Below are 19,099 nucleotides of genomic sequence, written 5' to 3'. Positions count from 1 at the left end.
GTAGTTGCACTAAAGATTCTTAGTACTACTCATTAATTCCTTCTCGGCAAGGTTATAATGCTTTTCAATTTCCTCATCCCAATATTCTTTAAAGAATTCTTTTATAACCTTCATAATTTCCTTAGATAAGTAAATGATATCGTTAATAGCTTCTTCTCTTTCATAATAATCGCTGGCTCCTTTATAAAGGCCATTATAAGCATATCTATGTAATTCTAACGCAACTGAAGTTAGGGAGTTTACATTATATCCCAGTTCTTCAAGCCTTTGCGAAATTCCTTTTAATCCAGTGGTAGGAGCAAGAAAGCCTGATTTATAATACCATTCCTTCTCTTTTTCATTTCTAGGCATTTTTTCAAGATTCATGACTGTCAACGCACTAATTATAGCCTTCCAAGAAAGGAACACTTTATTAGCAGAATTTCTACTAAATCCTTCTTTTAGTAATTTTAATCCTAAAGCTAACTCATCTAAACTTTCTATTATCCTTATCTTTACGTAAGCATTTCTGTGTTTCTCAATAGTAGGTATTTTAGATTCCATCAAATCATTTTTAGCAACGGAGTTAAAAAGTCCAAGGACTGAACCACGTTAAATCAGAGCGATTAAAGTAAAACTTATATTTACAATCGGCAAATAAGGATTACGCAAAATATAACTTGAAAGAGAATATTTCGCGTTCTATGTTTATCTCAAGAGATAGTAAAGCTCTCTATAAAGTAAATGTTAAGGGCGTTATCTATTAAGTGCACAAAAACCTACGATCCAGAGAATTATTAAAGGTTAATAAAGATAGATTACAAATTGGCTAAGAGAAGAATTAAATTATGTAACTTAGGCTTCAATGTGGTTAAGGACCGAAAAAGAACCTTCAATATGGTGACGAAGATGAGGGAATTTCGCCTACAAAGAAGGCTATTTTGTAAAAGCCTTAGAATATGCTAAACATATTTTAGCTTAGAGGATCTTGTCTGAAATGATGAAAAATATTGCGCTTACTTATATAACTGTAGTATTGAAGCTTATTTCCTCACCATTATTAAAGAATATTTCAACCATGACCTTAGACTGAGGAGACAAATTCTGGTCCTCAGTATTGATATAATAGGTATTAGTTCCAAGATAGATCATAATCTGATTTTCAGGGTAAAATACCTCGCCATTAATTTTAACATAACTTACTGTCAGTTACTTAGGAGAGAATAAGTTGACCTTAAGAGTACCATTCTCGAAGACACAACTACTATAAAGAATAATCGAGGACTGTTGAGTAAATAAACTTGAAACTAAAGAGTAAGCAACATAAACTACTGCAAAAGTTGAAGCAATTATCCCTATCAGTATGATAAAGGCCGTTAAAGCTGGTGAATGCTCCACAAATATCCCTAGTTTTTTGTCTATTTATATTTTTCCGAATCATACTCTTAGATCTTAATCCCGTCTACATATTTTATATATCCTTCTATTGTATATATAGATTATATAGGTTATTTTTATTATCCTGGTAAAAACTCTAAGCATATGAAATTCACTACTTTAAGTACTCTAGGCCTTCTATCAATAAGTATATTGGGAAAAGATATTTTCTTAATCCCTATTTTATTCCTCCTCCTCATAATTTCTATATCTAGAAAAAGCTTGCCTAGGCATTTTGTCGTATCTCCAATATTCTCTTTGCCTTTCCATAATGACTTAATTACGGCAATAAGCCTAGAGTTAGCGCTCTTAAGCAGGTGGTAAAAATGAACTTCTTGGTTTCAATTCTTCTAGGAATAATACAAGGAATTTCGGAATGGCTACCTATAAGTAGTAAAACTCAGGAATTAATCGCTTCCCATTATTTACTCGGCCTAGACGTAAGTATCGCTTACACCTTTGGCTTATTTATGGAGATGGGGTCGATTGGCTCCGCATTAATTTATTTTAGACAGGACGTTAAGAGGGTTTTCCACGATAAATTCCTTCTAAAATTTCTGGTCGTGGTCACAGCCCTTACTGGAATAGTGGGAGTACCTCTCTACGTAATTTCTGACAAACTACTTCAGAACGCATATAACCCTTCAATTCCGATGATATTCTTAGGCATAGCGTTAATAGCAGACGGAATTTATATTAGGTATTCAAGATCTAGAACAAGGGAGTTCAAGAACCTCTCCACCAAGGAAATGATATTAATAGGCATAGCACAAGGTATTGCAGCACTTCCAGGAGTAAGTAGGTCAGGAATGACTGTGTCAACGATGTTAGTTTTAGGAATAAATCCTGAGGATGCATTTCACTACTCTTACTTAGCTTATATACCGGCAGCAATAGGTTCTGTAGGGACAACTCTTCTCTTTACAAGACATCACATCAGTTATGTGGTATCATTAATTGGTATTGATGGAATCGCTCTCGCTGTAATTTCAGCCTTACTTACCGGCTTAGTTGTAATAGGCTTTCTACTAAAAATTGCTAAGACTAAGAAGGTTTACTTAATTGACTTCATGTTAGGAGGAATAGCAGTCCTAGTGAGCATGTTAGGGTTAATAATAAGTTAAAAGGCTTTAACGTTTTACATCACTGCTCGTCTCGACAAGTTACGTTTAATATTACAACTATTATTCATTAATTATCTCCCTAATTAGTGATCAGGGGAGTAATGGAGTTTCCTTGACGTAGGTGTAAGATCCTTGGCGGAATTAGAACCCAATGAAAAGAAGTAAGTACATTAACTGCTCAGACAATCTAGCCTTCTTCACTCTTCTGGAGGTTGGTGTTCATCATCTATTAATTTGCCATCGAGTAGAGTATTAAGGTTTTCTAACTCGAAATGCAAGTTATTCTCTCAAGCTCAGCTTTCATCCTTACTTTTATATCAATCTCAGAAGGCAATTGAATTGTATTAACCATTGTCTTAAATTGATTAGATATCCAGTTCAAGTAGAGTATTGAATAAAACACCTTTGACTCCTCATCATCCTCTACTACTTCCCTTATTTTTACTAAAAGAGGTTTATATTCGTCACATCCCAATTCCAGACCGTACTTTTTACAAAATTCCTTTGGATTCTCTATCATTTCCTTCAATGGGTTAATCTTCCCTTCTATCACGTCTCTTAGTGGGAAAACGTCCTTACAAGTTTTATCTCCGCATTTGCCGTCTATTATGAAAGAGAACTTATCCACGACATCAAATAAATCGTCAATGCCCAGCTTGCCGACTTCCTTGCCGAGTTCGATCTCCTTCATTATATTACCTTTTATATCATTAATTAGTGGTACGTCGGTCAACTTAATAATTTCAGAATATTCGTTCTTCATTCTTTCAATCTCTTCTAAAAGTTCGCATTCGCCCTTGGACGAGGAGTAAGGAATATTGCAGATCGAGGAATAAACGTCCTCCACGAACTCTTCGTAATTCTTAAAACGCGCATCATTAACCTTCAAGCTATTTAAGTCCCTCAATATTCTAGAATATTCCTTAACAACTTTCTCCTTATCAATTATTCCGATGTCTATTAACGGAATTAAAGTTACGTACCAACTTAAGGCTCTTACTACGACGTTATTATCTTTTAACATTTCTAAAAAGTAAGGGGAAAGGGCTTTACATTCTTCAACTGTTAAAAACTTCTCTTCCACCAATTTCTTTACGAAATTCCAGACTCTATACCTAGTTCCTGTGTCTGGAAATTTTAACATTTCTATAATAAAATCTTTGCCAAGTTCTTTATAATGAGCCTCAACATAATTCCAAGCTTCGTGCTTTAATTCCTTATCTTCACTCTGTAAGTACTCCTTTATTCTTGATTCCATCATTAACTTTATTCTTGATAAATCTTAAACTTAAGCTATGGCATTTCTCCAGCAAGTTATAAGCACAGCTTCTGGCTTGAGCTCTGTAGTCTCTACAGTAGCCCTAGTATGGACAATCTATTACTACAGAAAGCAGACGGAGCTTTTGAAAACTCAAATAGATGAGATGAAGAAAGAGTCGTCTGTACAAGAATGCCTCCAATTAAGGGATTCTACTATAAGGCTTCACGAAGTTTTATCTCCTTTAATGCTTGATGAAATAGGAGAAATAGAAAACTTTAGGGATGAGCTTAACAAGGTTTGTTCTTCTCCTTCAGTTTCTTGCATTTCTTATATACACAACCTCTTTTCTAGACCGGAGGAAATAGGAGAATTTAAGGAAAAGATTTCTAGAGTTTCTAAAGAGTGCTATAGAGAACCAGTTCACGCCCGTGAGTAACGACTTAATGCTTTACGTTTCACTCAGGGCGGTGTATAAATGGGTCTGTCCTATTTGCTTAACTCCTTTCGAAACATACCAGGCTTTCATTATGCATTTAAGGTATGAGGAAAAAGAGAAGACGTGTAGGTATTGCGGGAAAACGTTTGCAAACACTGATGGCCTATTAGACCATATAGGCAAAAAGCACGTGTGGCTCCCGTGGGGTAGGCATAAAGAAAGAGGTGGTGACGGGGATCCTACAACCACCTTAAACCCATCAAAATCTTACGCCATATGTTCCATTTTGGACAACCACTCTGCATATTTGCGGTAATGTTCTTTCGCTATGCCGAAAAGTGAAACGTAGTGTTGAGTTAATACGCGGGTAGGCTTTCTACCCTGGATAAAATCGATAATGTCGAGAGGTATCGAAAGTTCGGCCATCTTCGTTGCGACGAATTTGCGGAAGTATTTTATCGCTATCGCGTCTCGACGCCTTTCGAAATCAGCTATAGCGTATCTCGTAATGTCGACTTTGCGTAACGGCGTTATATGGAAGACGTAGAAAACGCCCTTATATCCGCGTTGCCATGCCAGGGGATAATAACAGATCCCGGAATCACAAACGTCTTGACTCGGGTCTTTAAGTACGCATAAAATCTCGGAAAGCCTACTTCCGCTTTCCAGAGCGATACGATAAACGAAATAAACGTTTTCACTATATTCTTTCGCTAAATGCAGTGTACGTTTTACATCGTCTAATGTTGGGACTCTTAAATCGCTTTGCGTCCTTACACTCTTCAACTCTTTCAATATTTCGTTTGCGAAATTTTCGCTTATTAAGCCGCGTAACGCTAAGAACTTTGCGAACGCACGGTACGACTTAACGCTTTGATTATTGAAAACTATTTTCTTCCCCGGCTTTAAATAAAGCAAACGTGTTTGCACTGTAGTCTCATCGAGCTTCTTCTCATTTAAGAGATATTCACGGAAGGCGTTTAAGTTGCCTTCCGTCGCATACTGACGTAAATTGGCAACTAACGATATTTTACGACGTTCGGCCTCCTTATTTAGCCCTGGTAAGGCAGAGGTCCCGGGTTCAAATCCCGGCCGCGGCTTTGTGGGGGTACCCCACACCCCCAATTTCATCTTTCAATTTAATATGCTTTTCAGCAACGTCCGCTAAAGGACCAACGTAAGTTTCCTTTGTGTCACCGTTTTCATACTCTAGCTTGTAAACATAATACCGACCTTTTCTTTCCCTCAAGAGATAATCGTCGAATTTATATCTACGTTGTTTTTCTATCATTTCGCCTCGAGTATTATGGTTGCCAAAAACATGTTTATAAGTATTGACAACCCGTAAATTTTTGCCGTAAAAACGCGACGAATTGAAAGTGGAAGGCAAAATTTCTCATTAATATAAAAAATTCAAATTTTCTTCACGACCAATATCATACGCCCATTTTTGCGAATTAGATAATATACGCCCGGCGGGAATTTCTTATTATTTATCTCTATAAGTTACTGACGAGTAAAGCAGTCTCGCCTTACGTTTATCCCCTCTGTTTGATGCCCCTTAGTTCCTCAGTTAGTCTGAAACAACACATCCGTTATACGGAACACGCAAAGACTTGCCCGGTGTGCGGTAAGGAGTTTGCAAAGACTGACGCACTCTTAGACCATGTTTGCAAAAAACATAATATCTGCGTTAGTTAGGTGATGTTGATGAGAATCCTTAAAATAGTATGGATTCTCTTCATCCTACTAAATGTTTATGACGTCATAATATCTGCAATATATTGGTTGAAAGAGAACGCAATCTTTGAAGAGAACTACTTTATCTGGTTCTATTATTATTATGAAGGCCACATCTCGTTTATCTTAGCGTTACTAATGCTGATATCAGTAAAACTTCTATTTTTCACCGGAGTCTACTGGTATACAGGACTTTTCGACCTATTAAAAGTAAGTAAGTATAAGTGGCTTTCATTACTACCGTTTGTCGTGTTGTCGATACTGATAGACACACAAAACACATTTATCCTTCTCTTTAACTACGCCCCACCGTTTTAAGCTCTTTATAAAGTCTACATTCTTTTTTCGCTTACAATGAGGAAGGCCCTTCTAGCCCTTCTAACCCTATCCATAGAGTTACTAATATTGGCAACACCTACCGGTGCCATAACTGCAAGTCAGATAGGTGCAAGTCAAATAGTAAATACTTATAACTCAGACAATTGGGCTGGTGTAGCTTACTCTGTTGAATGGAAATCGTGGTTTACAAACTACTGGGGGCCCATACTGTGGGCTAGTGAAAGTATATATGTTGGAAACCTTACGTTAGGTTACATTTCTTACCCAAACTACATATATACTGAAGATATAAGTATATGGATTGGGTTAAGTCCCGCACAAATAGGATACGGTACCGATTCTTCATCTGGTTCAGAACAGACTAACTTTATTCAGGCGGGGTTTGATATTGATGTGGGATCATATGTATCAGTTAATTATTTTGTGACGACTATTGTAAATGGACAACTTGTATATAATAATGAAAACTATGTCCCCGCCGGAAAAGCAACTTATTTGGATGTGTTCTTAGAAAATCTTGGAAACGGCACAGCGCTAGCTCAACTCTACGTATATTACGCCAATGGGACTTATTGGACTACAACAATATATACATCAATACCATGGACTAATACGGGTTCAGCCATGAGTATAGTCGAAGCACCTTCATTTTCAACTTCCGGGCCTTATGCTGAGTTACCATATGTATCTGGTGGAATGATCCACTTCACTTTCTCATATGTCGGTTCTGATGGCAATGAGCATATTGGGCCTAGTAATAATCCCGTAGGTAATATGTATGCAGACGTTTATACTCTTAACGAACCATCAACTTACAATGTAGCTCAGGCTCAGATATATAACGGATGGGCTAATAATAATGGCGGATGGGATTACCTATACCAATTTTACTATCCGGGAGCTGGTCAAACTACATATGGGCTATAAGGAAAATCTTTTTTATTGCTTTTTTCCTTTTTAAATTAGATGGATTATGAAGATTTACTTTCCTTCTTTATGCATCTCACCCCCACCCTCACCCTCAGTTCAAATATCTCAACAACCCGCAATAGTAGTAAATCAACCACCACCACCATGGTATGTACAATATATACCAGAGTTCATTATAGTGGCGGGTATTGTAGCTACTGTGTTAACTTTTTACTTTTCACCTGAGCTTAGGAATGGTTTGATAAGCAAAATACGCCGCTACACTCGGAAGTAGTTTAGCCCTTTATAAAGCCACATAATTTTTTATCGCTTAATGAAGTGGGGCCCATCTTTACTACTACTAACCCTCTTACTCTTACCTATCTTCTTCTTACCAACAAACGGATTAATAGCACGTTTCGGTTGGGGTGGTGGGGCTAGCTACTCTACGTACTCAGAGAATATTGTTGTTCAGCCATCTTCTACACAACTCGTTACAGTGAGCCAAACGGGTTCTAGTTTGCTGAACCTTCCATGGCTTAACCCAACTTACGTTTCGATATACAACACTTACTACCTTCAAGTTTTGCCGAACCAAGAGTACATTTCAAATAACGTATCTCTTTCTCTTTCATCATCACAAATCGCTCTAAACGTCACATGGTTATTGGCGTCCTCAAGCAATACGGGATCCTACGGTTCAATCGCCATAGGCTACGGTGTAAATTTCCCTTCAGGGTTTACGGGTAGCTATGCATCCGCATTACCTTACGCCTCTGATGGGATTGTAGTTTATCTGGAAAAAGGGAGTTTCCCAACGTATAGAATATTCGTATACTTTGACGGTGTGAAACAGTTAAACGTGTCTGTGGGCTCAATCAGTGTTGGGCAACAAATAGGTTTAGGGTTCTGGTACTTACCCGCTTCAAACCAACTTTACGTTTATTACTATAACGGTACTTTAAAGACTTTTTCAATAATACCGGATCAAGTTATCAATAATCAATTTTCCTCTCTCTCACTGAATACCTATATAGGTTTTATTAGCTCTAGAGAGTAAAGAGTAATACTCCTAGGGTTGGGAGTATGGTCGGTAGTATTTCTGAAGCTAAGTCTTCGGTTTCCGGCGTGACCGACCCCTACTGTCGGACTGAACATTGTGGGAAAATCCACCCATATAGGTGTGACAAGGAGGTAGGGGTCCTAGGAATAGACGTGTCAAAAGATAATTTAATCACGAGCAGGGGAGGAAAATACGAGAACAACCTAAAAGGCTATGAGAAAATCCTCGATATGAAGCCTTGCACGATAGTCCTAGAGCCCACCGGAGTATACTCAATAAAGCCTTCCCAATACTTCAAGGAAAAAGGAATAAGAGTACTACAAGTAAGCCCAAACGTGCTATCAAGGGAAAAGGACTTCAGGGAAAAGAAAACAGATTTTTACGACGCAGAAAAATTAGAAAACATGGTCGACAAGGCAAAGGAGTACGAGTATAACGTCCTTAGAGAACTCGTAACTCTATACCTGTTCTTAAAGGACATGGAAGTAAAACAAAAGAACAGACTAAAGAGAGCACTATTCCTAGTAAGCGACAACGACAAGATAAACAAGGAGAGATTGGAAAGACTAGCAAGCGGAGACTTCGCACAAGAAGTACTCTACCAACTTGAATACACGCCAATAGTACTTGAAGAAGTCAAAATACTGGCTAAGGCCCTCTTTGAGACGCAAGAGAAGTTAAAAGAGGTCAAGGAGATGATAGAGAGCCAAGTACCGGAAGACCACGTCCTACTGACGATTCCGGGAGTTGGGAAGCTTGCTGCAGGGATAATCATTGGCGTTGTAGGTGATATTAGGCGCTTCCCTAAGCCTGAGTCTTTCGTAGCTTATTGCGGTCTAGATCCGGTAGTGGAGAGGAGCGGTAAGGCGGTGGTAAGTAAGGGAATCTCAAGGAGGGGTAACAAGTATTTGCGCAGCCTTTTCTACTTTCTTGCGCAGATGAACTGTTCAAAGAACCCGACCTTATTGAGGTTTTACGAGTCTCACAAGGATAAGCTTCACGGTAGGAAGTTATACACTGCCTTGGCGAGAAAGTTGGCTAAGGTTGTGTGGAGCGTTTGGTATAATAATAAGCCTTATGAGCCCAAGTGACCCAAAATCGCCACGTGAATCCTTTCAATTCACGTGGCAATCTTAGTTGACACTATGCTTGAAGTTCAACCGAAATATTTATTACTGAACGCCGGAAAGTTCTTAGACCTCAATTTTATCTAATTCTAAGTATGTTATTGCATTAAGATTAAACTTATATTTTACTTCCTCAGACTTTAAAGGTTAACATCAGTATAAGTCAACTCATAAGTTATGAGCTCATACGTGATCATTATCCAATTTTACCTTTCCCTTTATAACTTGAGCAAGTATAAAAAAGACTATCATTCTCTGTTTTTTCCAAATGTCAGCTTATCAAAGAGTCCAACAAATCCTCCAGATTCAAAAGGAACTTATATGCGGGGAGAACTTTAATTCCTTCTATCTCTATCTCCTGCTCAAACGTAATCACAAGCGAATTATCATAATTAGCATATTTCTTAAACTTCTTTAAACTCTTTAACTCCCTCTCCTCATTTTCATCATTTAGTTCATAAGTTATCTGTATAGGCAGAATCTTCTTTCCGCTCTTTAAAATAACGTCAATTTCCGAGTCCTCAGAAGACCAATAGTACAGTTCATAAAATCTTCTTACCGCATATCTATACAGATGTTGAACTATCAGTGTTTCAAATATTCTCCCGAGAGATGCAGTAGAAAAGTACTTCAGAAAGCCGTTGTCTATTACGTAAACCTTCCTAGGTGAATTCTCTACCGCCTTTGGAGATATCGAATAGTTTTTTAGGAAAAAGACCAGAAACGACTTTTCAAGATATTCTGAATACCTCTCAACGGTCTTTACTGGGATTTTAAGGAACTTTGATACGCTATTGTAAGTTATTTTAGAGGCAGATGAAGAAACGTAGAACTTTGCAAGAGTCCTTATCTTATCCTCCCTTCTAAGCTTATACCTATTAACGACATCTTTTACAATAATAGTGTCAAAATAAGAATGAACGAGCTCAGCCCTCACTTCGGGATTAAGCACAACATCCGGAAATCCACCATAATTCATCACTTCTACCAATTCTTTCCCTATCCTATCTATGTTTTCAGCGAGTTCCAGCACACCTTTTATTTTTATCCCTTTAAATTCCAGCACTTCAAGGAAAGATAGAGGAGTAACTCTAACTTCAACATGCCTACCGGAAAGTAGGGTTGTAAATTCCGAGCTTAACAGTTTTGCTGATGATCCCGTAACAACTATTTTAGCTTCGCATCTTTCTTCTAAACCTCTAACGAACCTTTCCCAACCTTCAACCTCTTGAGCTTCATCAAGCACTAGATAAGTTGGTTTACTCTTATCTTTTTTTACGTAAGTTAGATAAAGGTTATATATCTTCAGAAGTAACTCATAGTTAAGGTTTAACAATCTTTCGTCATCGAGCCTTATAATCAAAGTGTCTTCTGGGTTTACTCCATTATTTATTAGTCTGTTTAATACTTCTCTTACAATAAAGGATTTTCCAGCTCTTCTAACCCCAGAAATAGCTATGACTTTCACGCTATTTAATAGTTTTATTATTCTCTCTACATAACATTCCCTCTCTATTCCTACTTTGGGTTTTTCCTTTCCCCAAAAGTTCCACTCTGACATTATCTTAAGGAGTTCCTCATCATTCATAATATAGTATAATTCTTCTGCTAATATAAATTTGTTACATATGACAAATTTCTTACATTTTAGTTTGTCGCATATGACAAGCTATACACAAGTTTGGGGGGAAAGCTTTGCCAAAGTGAGTAATAACAAATTATATGAGTTATTTTACTAATGTTATACAATGGCGTTTATGGTTTAAATATACTCAGGTGTAACATGAACATGTTGTATAGAATGAAGGAATGTAACTACATAAGTCCTGGTAAGGGCAGAGGTCCCGAGTTCAAATCCCGCTACGACTCCTTTTAAACTGCAATATAACTGATGATCTGTTCTACGGTTTCATGAAAGCTAAAATAGTAGTTTCAATAATAGAGGGAATTATAATACAAAAGATACTAAAATTGAGAAAAATTATTTTTCCAAGTTTTAAACTAAGAACTCTTTTGCTGTTGTTGAACAGGTTTCAAATAAATCTTATTCCCTATTATGGCGTTATTGGGTATGAGTACCTTAGTCCCATCCGATTTTATGACAGTCGTAAATAACGTACTAACATCCTCAACTATTCCATCTTCGCCCACTAGATTAACATTATCATTTATCTTAAACGGTCTAGCTATTAATAGGAACATTCCAGCGACTGCTTGACCCAATACTTGTTGTGATGCAAAGCCTATTACTATACCTATGAAACCGCCCAATGCAACACCGGCTGCTCCACCAGCTACTGCACCTGCTATCGCAGCTACTAGTGCCCCAATTCCAATAATTCTCATAACATTCCTTACCGCAGTAGCTGTTGGATGACCGTACTTTGGCAATAGGGAATAATAGAATATTAGAGAAATTCCGGAGACAATTAGGTAACCAAATGCCAGTGCCAATAATATCTGTATGTACGATTCATAACTCACGGCGTTTAAGTGAACTGATGGTAATAACACCTCAATTAGGAACTTAACTATCGCGCTTACAGTGACATAAAGAATTATATAAACTATCGTTCTTCCTATTGCACTTCCAACCTTTGTGGTAGTAGATTTCGCCATATTTATCACCTAACAATTAACTTATAGGAACATATATAAAAACTTTTATGTAAAAGATTAACTTAATTTATTAATAAATTAAAATAATTTAAGTTTACTGTCTATTGCGTAATACTCTTACCAGAATATAAATTACAATTATTATAACTACAACGATTAGTATATAGTTCCCAAATTTCTCAGCTAGTGTTACAACAAAATTAATCTGGTTAGCTAACTCGTAACCTACTAGGGAAAGCACAATGTCCCAAATAGTGTGCCCCAAAAAAGTAAATCCTAGAAATTTAGGAATTTTCATTTGCCCTATCCCCGCAGGATACGATATGAGAGCCCTCAATCCCGGTACGAACCTAAATCCAAATACAGCAATATCACCATATCTCAAAAACCAATTATGTAACGCCTCTATTTTACCCTCATCTATTAAAATGTACTTCCCATATCTCTTTAGGAATGGTAAGCCTAGATTATAACCTATTACGTATGCTATTATAGAGCCAACTAGACTACCCAAAGTACCTACTATTATAGCTATATATAAGGATATACTACCCAAGTATGAATAATAACCTACCAACGGCATTATAACTTCACTAGGTAAAGGCAGTCCTAATCCCTCACCAATCATGAGGAGAAAAAGGATAATGTAACCCGATAAGCCTTTAAATACGTAAATCATCTATTATTAACGTGAAATCAAAATTAAATTATTTTTCATCATGGCTAGAATCTAGCGCCAATTCTTTGCATATTCCTATCATTGCTAATTAACTCACCAATCTTTTGCGATAAAAGAAATGTATTGCGTCTTCAAAGTCCAATTTGAACTTTTCCACGATTTCTCTTACCTTTTCCAAATCACTAGTCTCTAAGTGATCTAAATTTATTTCGGCGTCTCGGAAGAAAGAAGATAACACGTTTAATATTTCCTCATCGCTTTTACCTGTTAGCTTTTTCAATATTACAATTAATTGATAATGGTAATTTCTCCTGTGTAAATTTCATTTGTATTTTGAAACCATTCTTTTGCCCTTTGAAAATAATTAGGATGATTAGTTAGAAAATATAAGAAAACGTTCACGTCAAAATATCTCTTAACCACTTTTCACTCCTCTCTCTCAACGCCTCATCCAATATTTTATCGATATCCATTCCTGCAAGTTTACTCCAGTCAACTCTAAAATATCCAGCATATTTCTCTATATTTCTCTCCATTTTCTTTATAATAATTTCACCACTCTCATTTACAATTAGTCTAACTGAATTGAAAATCTTTAGCTTATCCCTTACTTCTTTTGGAATCATAATCCTTCCCTTTTCATCTACTCTTAATATATACTCATATGATAGCACTTGCTTTCCCACTACTATTTATATTGAACTTAATACTATAAAAGTTTTTTAAAAGAAAAAGAATGATTAACGTTAACTTCCCTGATATAACTTCCTCGCCTCATTATATATTCTCTTAATACTAGGTATTACAGCGTTCTCTAATGGTTCAGAGAAGGGTATTGGAACATCTGGAACTGCTAACCTACCAATTGGTACCTTAAGGTCCTTTAATGCTTTAGCTTGGATTCTAAACGCTACTTCTCCCGTCATTCCATAACTCATATAATCCTCATCCACTATCAAAACCCTTCCAGTTTTCTTTGCAGACTTAACTATAGTCTCCTCATCTAAAGGTATTAATGTTCTTAAATCAATTACCTCAGCCGAAATTCCATCCTGTTGAAGCATTTCAGCAGCCCTCAAACTCCTATGAACCATTAATCCTGCGGAAATTATTGTTAAGTCATTACCTTCTCTTCTTAAAGCAGCCTTACCAAACTCAACCTCATAAGGCTCATCTGGGACTTCCTCCTCTGTACCCTCAAAGGGTAAGAACGGTAATCCAGTTAATAATTTATGCCCAAACACTACGATGGGATTTGGATCCCTTAACGCCTTAGTTACTAAACCTTTAGCATCGTATGGCGTTGATGGTACTACAACCTTAAATCCAGGTAAGTGGGCAAACAAACTGTATAACACTTGAGAATGCTGAGATGAATCTCCATACCCTCCTCCTATTGCTGTTATTATAGTTACTGGCATTGGGAATTGTCCACCACTCATATAGTAATTTTTGGCCATATGGTTGTACATTTGATCGAATCCAGCTCCTAAGAAATCAACGAACATCAAGGAAACTACTGGATGTAAGCCAGCAGCTGCTGCGCCTACTGCCATTCCCATAAAAGTTTGCTCTGCTATTGGCGTGTCGAAAACCCTTTTTCTATCGAACTTCTCAAATAAACCCATTGTAAATCCAAACACTGCCCCCCAATACGTTACGTCCTCTCCTAACACGGTAGACCCAAAATCACCTCCTTAAAAATAAATCTATAGTGTAAATAAGTGTTTCAATTATATTAAATGTAAAATTCTCTGGATTGAATAAATCAGGAAATAAAAGAATTAATAATAATCTAAACTCCTCTCTCCCCACCTCCCCCTTGAATATGGTATATAAGGAGTAGAGTACAAGGGCCAGCACGAAGATCAACGTGCGAAAAACAAACTTAGTAGAACCAGTAAATGGAAGAAAAGCCTTAATGTTCCTATAAGAGGTCTCTATGGGACCTCTTACCTTATTGTACAAATCCAACACTTCCCTCTTGGATAGGTCTAGATTAGTAGCCCTAGCAAAATAAACAAGACTCTTTCTCCTCACTTTTTCCTTGCTGTACACGAGGAGCCTGAACTTGACCTGCCCATCCCTCCTATGCCTCTTACTATTTGTCATATACTCTCCGTCAAACTCCTCATAAACCTTAACATCCCCAACAGGCACAGCAACTATATACTTAAACTGTGAAATGAAATTGAGCACATCAACTGTGTAGAAACCAGCGTCAAGAGTCATCAACCTTATCTTGAATCCCATTGCCATTACTTGCTCCACAAGAACCTTCACTATCTCGTCCTTAGTCATACCGTTCACTTGCGGAATAAAGGCAAGTAAAAGTACTTTCCCCTTATACTTGGTTGTTGCGTAGTTCCACGAGTTTCCTTTTTCAGAGCTCCCTTTCACTGGTTTCCCATACCACGTCTTGGTTGTCCAGTCTATTGAAAGATCTATCTCCTTTACCCCCTTTAATATCTCCAAGGATATTTTCCTAGCTCTTTCCAATAGCTTTTCAATCACTTCCATCCCTTGTTTCACTACGTAATTCCTCACGGTCTGTGGGGATACGTCATACGCTCTGGACTTGTTCTCTACAGAGTCGTTCCACAAACACGCGGGGATGAGAGTTTTCGCTACCTTCTCTACCTTTTCCCCTTGGAAGTTCAACATGGAAAGTAATTTATATCCTATTTGTTGAATGTTTGGTGAGGGAGACCGGGTGTTACCATCTCACTTACTCACGTGGTAATACCACATCTCCCTCACCTTAAACCCTTTCTTCAATTGAATTCTTTATACTCTTATAAATTTCTTTATCTTTTATAAATTCGATATTATCCTACTAGAAATATTTTTTCTAATATGATTTTGGGTCTACCGAACACGGTAGACCCAAAATCACCTCCTTAAAAATAAATCTATAGTGTAAATAAGTGTTTCAATTACATTAAATGTAAAATTCTCTGGATTGAATAAATCAGGAAATAAAAGAATTAATAATAATCTAAACTCCTCTCTCCCCACCTCCCCCTTGAACACGGTGTACAGGGAGTAGAAGGCCACGGCCAGCACGAAGATCAACGTGCGAAAAACAAACTTAGTAGAACCAGTAAATGGAAGAAAAGCCTTAATGTTCCTATAAGAGGTCTCTATGGGACCCCTTACCTTATTATACAAATCCAACACTTCCCTCTTGGATAGGTCTAGATTAGTAGCCCTAGCAAAATAAACAAGACTCTTTCTCCTCACTTCTTCCTTGCTGTACACGAGAAGCCTGAACTTGACCTGCTCATCCCTCCTATGCCTCTTACTATTAGTTGTGTAATCCCCGTCAAACTCCTCAAACACCTTAACATCCCCAACAGGCACAGCAACTATATACTTAAACTGTGAAATGAAGGGGCTACCAGTTATAGTTGTGGTAGCAAAAGGTGAAAAATAATGACAAAAAGTAAAAATAACCCCGGAAGGGGTAATACCATAAGGGAGAGTAATACCATGAAGGTAATGGAAGAAATAAGAGAAAAGATAAGAAAGGCAATCAAAGAAGGAGTTAGCCTAAGGGAAATAGAGGAGATAATCTTGCAAGAGGCCATGATGGAAGAGAGGGAAGCCTACCTAGAAGTTGAGGACGACCACAAGAACGGGACCTACTTCAGATATCTGGGAACCGGAGACGGAGTATTAAGACTCAGAGTACCGAGAACCAGAAAGGGTGGCTTCAGACCCAAGATCCTTCCGGAGAAGTACGAGAGGACCAGCCCAGATTACGAGGACTTCCTCCAGCAGCTCGTTCTATCAGGCATGACTCCAAGTCAAGTCAAGGCCGTGTTAGCAGCCAAGGGAATACCGTATAGTGAGATCGTAATGAATCGGGTTGCCGAGAGAATATCCAACAAACTCAAGGAATACAAGAGCCGCGAACTACCTCACGATCTCCTAGCCCTTTACATCGATGTGAAGATCGTAAAGGTCAGAATCAGCGAGTCGATCATGGAGAGAGCCATTTACATTGCCATAGGAGTTGACTTAGAAGGGAATAAGTTCGTCTTGGACTACGAAGTTAGGGATAGGGAGGACTTGGACGGTTGGAAGTCCTTCTTGAGCGGACTCGTAAGCAGGGGAGTCAGCAGGGTTGACGTAATCGTGAGCGATGACTTCTCTGGACTCGATCGCGTCGTGTCCACGCTCTTTCCCTCCTCTCAACACCAGCTCTGTATAACACACATGGTTAGGAACCTCATGAGGGTCCTCCCAGACAAGGAGGAACTAATGATTAGAGTTAGGGATCTAAAGTCCTCCAGGAAGGTGGAGGAGGGAAGGAAGGCTATATTGTCCCTCAGCCAACTTGTCCAACCCTTTTCTCCAGCCCGAGCCAAGAGGCTTCTTGACGCTGCTGACAAGTATTGTTCCTTTCTCAACTTCCCCAGGGAGATTAGACACTACCTCTACACTAATAACACGTCGGAGAGTTTCAACTCGATCCTGGCTAGGTTCGAGGAGGAGCTCGGAGGTTACTTTCCCTCTCTTCGCTCCTTGGAGGTCTATCTCTACGTTTCGATCCATGAAAGTAATTCGCGTTGGAAGTTCAGGCCCATGTCGGTGATAAGGCATTACTCATATCATCTCAAACAACTCCACGCTTCAAGGTTCCAGGTGAGTCTTGATGAAGACTTTTAACCTTCTGCTTACATATTTTCTTACACAACTATACCCAGTAGCCCCTGTTTTATGCCTTGCTGATAAATGTTCATAGGGGACCGGGCCGTTGTAGTATTCTATCCAAGGCTTCATGTGAATCGGTACTACATCGTCCCGGTTCCCTTTAAATATTACGCGACTTTTTGCTTCAAGCGAAAATTCAAAATTTCTCAGTAATTCACGATATCTTTTGAATTATTAGCTATAAACCTTTACATAGATTTATTCAATTATTTGCACTTGGGACACTCTCTCGACTTGCTTTCCACCGAATCGTTCCATAAACACGCTGAGATGAGGGTTCTCGCCACCTCTTCCCCTTTCTTTCCCTTGAAGTTCAGCATGGAAAGTAATTTATATCCTATTTGTTGTAAGTTGTTTTGGTGAGGGAGACCGGGTGTTACCATCTTCCTATGTCACGTGGTAATACCACATCTCCCTCATCTTAAACCCTTTCTTCAATTGAATTCTTAATACTCATATAAATCCTGTTATCTATCATGAATCGATATTATTCTGTTAGAATTATTTTTCATAATACGATTTTGGGTCTACCGAACACCACAATTCTGTCATTTCTTTCCATTTCCTGCTTTATCGCTTCTGAAATCGCTTGTGCAATTCCCCTTATTTTCATGCGAAGACACCCGTTAATGCCTCATTAGGGTCTGGATAGGGACTTCTAAGGGCGAAATCTATTGCATCTTGAACTTGCTTTCTAGCCTCTTCTCTTAATTTAGCTAGGATTTCGTTATCTGCATAGTTTAAACGTAATATTCGGTTCTCCAATCTCCTTATGGGATCTAGTGAACTCCACATCTCGACTTCCTCTTTAGTTCTATATTCCTCGCTATCTCCCTCAAAATGTCCCACATATCTATACGTTAGAGCTTCTATTAATGTAGGCCCAAAACCCTTTCTAGCCCTCTCAATCGCCTTCCTTGCAGTTGAATAGACATCTATTACGTCCATTCCATCAACTAGATATGACGGAACGTTATATGTCAATCCCCTTTGATAGTGAAAGGTAGTTGACATTACAAAGGATTTAGGTGTGGAATCAGCGTACTTATTGTCCTCTATAACTAATATTAATGGTAGTTCCCATGCACTTGCTATATTTAACGTTTCAGCGAAAGTGCCGTGATTTGCTGCTCCTTCACCTGCAAATGCTATAGCTACGTTATCCTTACCAGAATATTTAAATGCGAAAGCAGCACCAGCAGCTTGGGGAAAAGATGCCCCTACAATACCGCTACAAGCAAAGTTTTTAGTTTTATCGAACAAGTGCATGTGTCCTCCTTTTCCTCTACAAAGTCCAGTTACCTTACCTAAAATTTCAGCTACTAGCTTGTTTGCGTCTACGCCCTTCGCAATCGCATGATGATGAGGTCTATGAGTACTCACTACGACGTCTTCATCCCTAACTTTATATAATGTACCTACAGCTACTGCCTCTTGACCTATGGATAAGTGCATTTCCCCTCTAATTATACCAGAAGCCATATTGAAGGGATTCTTCCCCTCATGATATATTTTTCTTATCGTTTCCTCAAAATACCTTATCGTTAACATTCTCCTATACATATTGAGTAGATCACTCGGTTTCAGTCCAGAACTTTCTATTAGATATGATAAGTCCTTTAATGAGGGTTCTGGTTTTATTATCATATTAATAAATTAAATTATGT

At 38.1% G+C, this 19,099-nt stretch carries 21 protein-coding genes and 3 pseudogenes; 9 read left to right on the top strand and 15 right to left on the bottom strand.

What is annotated here, in order from left to right:
* Positions 1-9: 9 nt before the first annotated feature.
* Together YN1551_RS00995 and YN1551_RS16405 are read right to left on the bottom strand one after the other, a co-directional pair.
* Positions 10-543: a PaREP1 family protein gene (locus YN1551_RS00995; RefSeq protein ID WP_012716750.1), complete on the bottom strand. Its 534-nt coding sequence runs from the start codon at positions 541-543 to the stop codon at positions 10-12.
* Between the two features lie 645 nt (positions 544-1,188).
* The gene (locus YN1551_RS16405; protein WP_012717007.1) at positions 1,189-1,377 is read right to left on the bottom strand and encodes a hypothetical protein; all 189 of its coding nucleotides are present in this window, start codon (positions 1,375-1,377) and stop codon (positions 1,189-1,191) included.
* 365 nt (positions 1,378-1,742) lie between these two features.
* On the opposite strand from YN1551_RS16405, the gene YN1551_RS00985 reads away from it, so the two are divergent.
* Entirely contained in the window at positions 1,743-2,540 is a 798-nt protein-coding gene (locus YN1551_RS00985; protein WP_012717006.1) for an undecaprenyl-diphosphate phosphatase, read from the top strand.
* Positions 2,541-2,802: 262 nt separating this feature from the next.
* On the opposite strand, the gene YN1551_RS00980 is transcribed toward YN1551_RS00985, so the two are convergent.
* Positions 2,803-3,798 (bottom strand): hypothetical protein, encoded by a 996-nt coding sequence (locus YN1551_RS00980; RefSeq protein WP_238527863.1) that lies wholly within the window; start codon positions 3,796-3,798, stop codon positions 2,803-2,805.
* Between the two features lie 37 nt (positions 3,799-3,835).
* Here YN1551_RS00980 and YN1551_RS00975 point away from each other — a divergent pair, with 37 nt between their 5' ends.
* Positions 3,836-4,237 carry a hypothetical protein gene (locus tag YN1551_RS00975; protein WP_012716754.1) on the top strand — a complete coding sequence of 134 codons (402 nt, stop codon included), beginning with the start codon at positions 3,836-3,838 and terminating at the stop codon, positions 4,235-4,237.
* A gap of 7 nt (positions 4,238-4,244) precedes the next feature.
* Positions 4,245-4,553 (top strand): C2H2-type zinc finger protein, encoded by a 309-nt coding sequence (locus YN1551_RS15590; RefSeq protein ID WP_012716755.1) that lies wholly within the window; start codon positions 4,245-4,247, stop codon positions 4,551-4,553.
* Here the strand turns inward: YN1551_RS15590 and YN1551_RS00970 are convergent.
* Positions 4,505-5,266: an integrase gene (locus YN1551_RS00970; RefSeq protein WP_202943842.1), complete on the bottom strand. Its 762-nt coding sequence runs from the start codon at positions 5,264-5,266 to the stop codon at positions 4,505-4,507. The genes YN1551_RS15590 and YN1551_RS00970 overlap by 49 nt on opposite strands.
* A gap of 52 nt (positions 5,267-5,318) precedes the next feature.
* The gene (locus YN1551_RS00965; protein WP_048052411.1) at positions 5,319-5,528 is read right to left on the bottom strand and encodes a putative integrase; all 210 of its coding nucleotides are present in this window, start codon (positions 5,526-5,528) and stop codon (positions 5,319-5,321) included.
* Positions 5,529-5,791: 263 nt separating this feature from the next.
* Between YN1551_RS00965 and YN1551_RS18025 the strand changes: the two genes are divergently transcribed.
* From YN1551_RS18025 to YN1551_RS00945, 5 genes are all read left to right on the top strand, one after another.
* Positions 5,792-5,938, top strand: coding sequence for a C2H2-type zinc finger protein (locus tag YN1551_RS18025; RefSeq protein WP_012716756.1), 147 nt, complete (start codon positions 5,792-5,794; stop codon positions 5,936-5,938).
* Between the two features lie 9 nt (positions 5,939-5,947).
* Positions 5,948-6,295 (top strand): hypothetical protein, encoded by a 348-nt coding sequence (locus tag YN1551_RS15580; RefSeq protein ID WP_012717004.1) that lies wholly within the window; start codon positions 5,948-5,950, stop codon positions 6,293-6,295.
* A gap of 36 nt (positions 6,296-6,331) precedes the next feature.
* Positions 6,332-7,243: a hypothetical protein gene (locus YN1551_RS00960; protein WP_012717003.1), complete on the top strand. Its 912-nt coding sequence runs from the start codon at positions 6,332-6,334 to the stop codon at positions 7,241-7,243.
* A gap of 316 nt (positions 7,244-7,559) precedes the next feature.
* Positions 7,560-8,285 carry a hypothetical protein gene (locus YN1551_RS00950; protein WP_012716759.1) on the top strand — a complete coding sequence of 242 codons (726 nt, stop codon included), beginning with the start codon at positions 7,560-7,562 and terminating at the stop codon, positions 8,283-8,285.
* A gap of 26 nt (positions 8,286-8,311) precedes the next feature.
* Positions 8,312-9,379 carry an IS110 family RNA-guided transposase gene (locus tag YN1551_RS00945; protein ID WP_012717001.1) on the top strand — a complete coding sequence of 356 codons (1,068 nt, stop codon included), beginning with the start codon at positions 8,312-8,314 and terminating at the stop codon, positions 9,377-9,379.
* Between the two features lie 307 nt (positions 9,380-9,686).
* Here YN1551_RS00945 and YN1551_RS00940 read toward each other — a convergent pair whose 3' ends face one another.
* From YN1551_RS00940 to YN1551_RS00905, 8 genes and pseudogenes are all read right to left on the bottom strand, one after another.
* Positions 9,687-11,003 (bottom strand): ATP-binding protein, encoded by a 1,317-nt coding sequence (locus YN1551_RS00940; protein ID WP_012717000.1) that lies wholly within the window; start codon positions 11,001-11,003, stop codon positions 9,687-9,689.
* 413 nt (positions 11,004-11,416) lie between these two features.
* Positions 11,417-12,034 carry a mechanosensitive ion channel domain-containing protein gene (locus tag YN1551_RS00935; protein WP_012716999.1) on the bottom strand — a complete coding sequence of 206 codons (618 nt, stop codon included), beginning with the start codon at positions 12,032-12,034 and terminating at the stop codon, positions 11,417-11,419.
* A 94-nt stretch (positions 12,035-12,128) separates the two neighbouring features.
* Complete coding sequence (locus tag YN1551_RS00930) at positions 12,129-12,713, bottom strand: DedA family protein (protein WP_012716998.1); 585 nt, start codon at positions 12,711-12,713, stop codon at positions 12,129-12,131.
* 88 nt (positions 12,714-12,801) lie between these two features.
* The gene (locus tag YN1551_RS00925) at positions 12,802-12,993 is read right to left on the bottom strand and encodes a hypothetical protein (protein WP_012716763.1); all 192 of its coding nucleotides are present in this window, start codon (positions 12,991-12,993) and stop codon (positions 12,802-12,804) included.
* A 118-nt stretch (positions 12,994-13,111) separates the two neighbouring features.
* The gene (locus tag YN1551_RS00920; RefSeq protein ID WP_238527862.1) at positions 13,112-13,399 is read right to left on the bottom strand and encodes an AbrB/MazE/SpoVT family DNA-binding domain-containing protein; all 288 of its coding nucleotides are present in this window, start codon (positions 13,397-13,399) and stop codon (positions 13,112-13,114) included.
* A gap of 60 nt (positions 13,400-13,459) precedes the next feature.
* Positions 13,460-14,389 carry an alpha-ketoacid dehydrogenase subunit beta gene (locus YN1551_RS00915; RefSeq protein WP_238527861.1) on the bottom strand — a complete coding sequence of 310 codons (930 nt, stop codon included), beginning with the start codon at positions 14,387-14,389 and terminating at the stop codon, positions 13,460-13,462.
* Between the two features lie 13 nt (positions 14,390-14,402).
* Positions 14,403-15,436, bottom strand: a pseudogene (locus tag YN1551_RS00910) (ISH3 family transposase).
* A 169-nt stretch (positions 15,437-15,605) separates the two neighbouring features.
* Positions 15,606-16,106, bottom strand: a pseudogene (locus YN1551_RS00905) (IS4 family transposase); the annotation flags it as partial.
* A gap of 42 nt (positions 16,107-16,148) precedes the next feature.
* On the opposite strand from YN1551_RS00905, the gene YN1551_RS00900 reads away from it, so the two are divergent.
* Positions 16,149-17,387, top strand: coding sequence for an IS256-like element ISC1332 family transposase (locus YN1551_RS00900; RefSeq protein WP_012716994.1), 1,239 nt, complete (start codon positions 16,149-16,151; stop codon positions 17,385-17,387).
* A 272-nt stretch (positions 17,388-17,659) separates the two neighbouring features.
* Here the strand turns inward: YN1551_RS00900 and YN1551_RS15575 are convergent.
* Positions 17,660-17,815 (bottom strand): annotated as a pseudogene (locus YN1551_RS15575) (DUF4322 domain-containing protein); the annotation flags it as partial.
* A gap of 226 nt (positions 17,816-18,041) precedes the next feature.
* A complete protein-coding gene (locus YN1551_RS00895) occupies positions 18,042-19,079 on the bottom strand; it encodes a thiamine pyrophosphate-dependent dehydrogenase E1 component subunit alpha (RefSeq protein WP_012716766.1) in 1,038 nt (345 codons plus the stop codon).
* Between the last annotated feature and the right edge of the window lie 20 nt (positions 19,080-19,099).

Origin of the sequence: Sulfolobus islandicus Y.N.15.51 (genome assembly GCF_000022485.1) — an archaeon.
Classification (GTDB): domain Archaea; phylum Thermoproteota; class Thermoprotei_A; order Sulfolobales; family Sulfolobaceae; genus Saccharolobus; species Saccharolobus islandicus.
The sequence above is the reverse complement of the archived record's forward strand: the minus strand, read 5'-3'. Positions and strand labels throughout refer to the sequence as shown.

Coding starts and splice junctions, on each gene's coding strand:
- YN1551_RS00985 (WP_012717006.1), top strand. CDS start 1,743: ATGAACTTCTTGGTTTCAATTCTTCTAGGAATAATACAAGGAATTTCG.
- YN1551_RS15580 (WP_012717004.1), top strand. CDS start 5,948: ATGAGAATCCTTAAAATAGTATGGATTCTCTTCATCCTACTAAATGTT.
- YN1551_RS00975 (WP_012716754.1), top strand. CDS start 3,836: ATGGCATTTCTCCAGCAAGTTATAAGCACAGCTTCTGGCTTGAGCTCT.
- YN1551_RS00995 (WP_012716750.1), bottom strand. CDS start 543: ATGGAATCTAAAATACCTACTATTGAGAAACACAGAAATGCTTACGTA.
- YN1551_RS00965 (WP_048052411.1), bottom strand. CDS start 5,528: ATGATAGAAAAACAACGTAGATATAAATTCGACGATTATCTCTTGAGG.
- YN1551_RS00945 (WP_012717001.1), top strand. CDS start 8,312: ATGGTCGGTAGTATTTCTGAAGCTAAGTCTTCGGTTTCCGGCGTGACC.
- YN1551_RS15590 (WP_012716755.1), top strand. CDS start 4,245: ATGCTTTACGTTTCACTCAGGGCGGTGTATAAATGGGTCTGTCCTATT.
- YN1551_RS00935 (WP_012716999.1), bottom strand. CDS start 12,034: ATGGCGAAATCTACTACCACAAAGGTTGGAAGTGCAATAGGAAGAACG.
- YN1551_RS00950 (WP_012716759.1), top strand. CDS start 7,560: ATGAAGTGGGGCCCATCTTTACTACTACTAACCCTCTTACTCTTACCT.
- YN1551_RS00960 (WP_012717003.1), top strand. CDS start 6,332: ATGAGGAAGGCCCTTCTAGCCCTTCTAACCCTATCCATAGAGTTACTA.
- YN1551_RS00940 (WP_012717000.1), bottom strand. CDS start 11,003: ATGAATGATGAGGAACTCCTTAAGATAATGTCAGAGTGGAACTTTTGG.
- YN1551_RS00895 (WP_012716766.1), bottom strand. CDS start 19,079: ATGATAATAAAACCAGAACCCTCATTAAAGGACTTATCATATCTAATA.
- YN1551_RS00930 (WP_012716998.1), bottom strand. CDS start 12,713: ATGATTTACGTATTTAAAGGCTTATCGGGTTACATTATCCTTTTTCTC.
- YN1551_RS18025 (WP_012716756.1), top strand. CDS start 5,792: ATGCCCCTTAGTTCCTCAGTTAGTCTGAAACAACACATCCGTTATACG.
- YN1551_RS00980 (WP_238527863.1), bottom strand. CDS start 3,798: ATGGAATCAAGAATAAAGGAGTACTTACAGAGTGAAGATAAGGAATTA.
- YN1551_RS00900 (WP_012716994.1), top strand. CDS start 16,149: ATGACAAAAAGTAAAAATAACCCCGGAAGGGGTAATACCATAAGGGAG.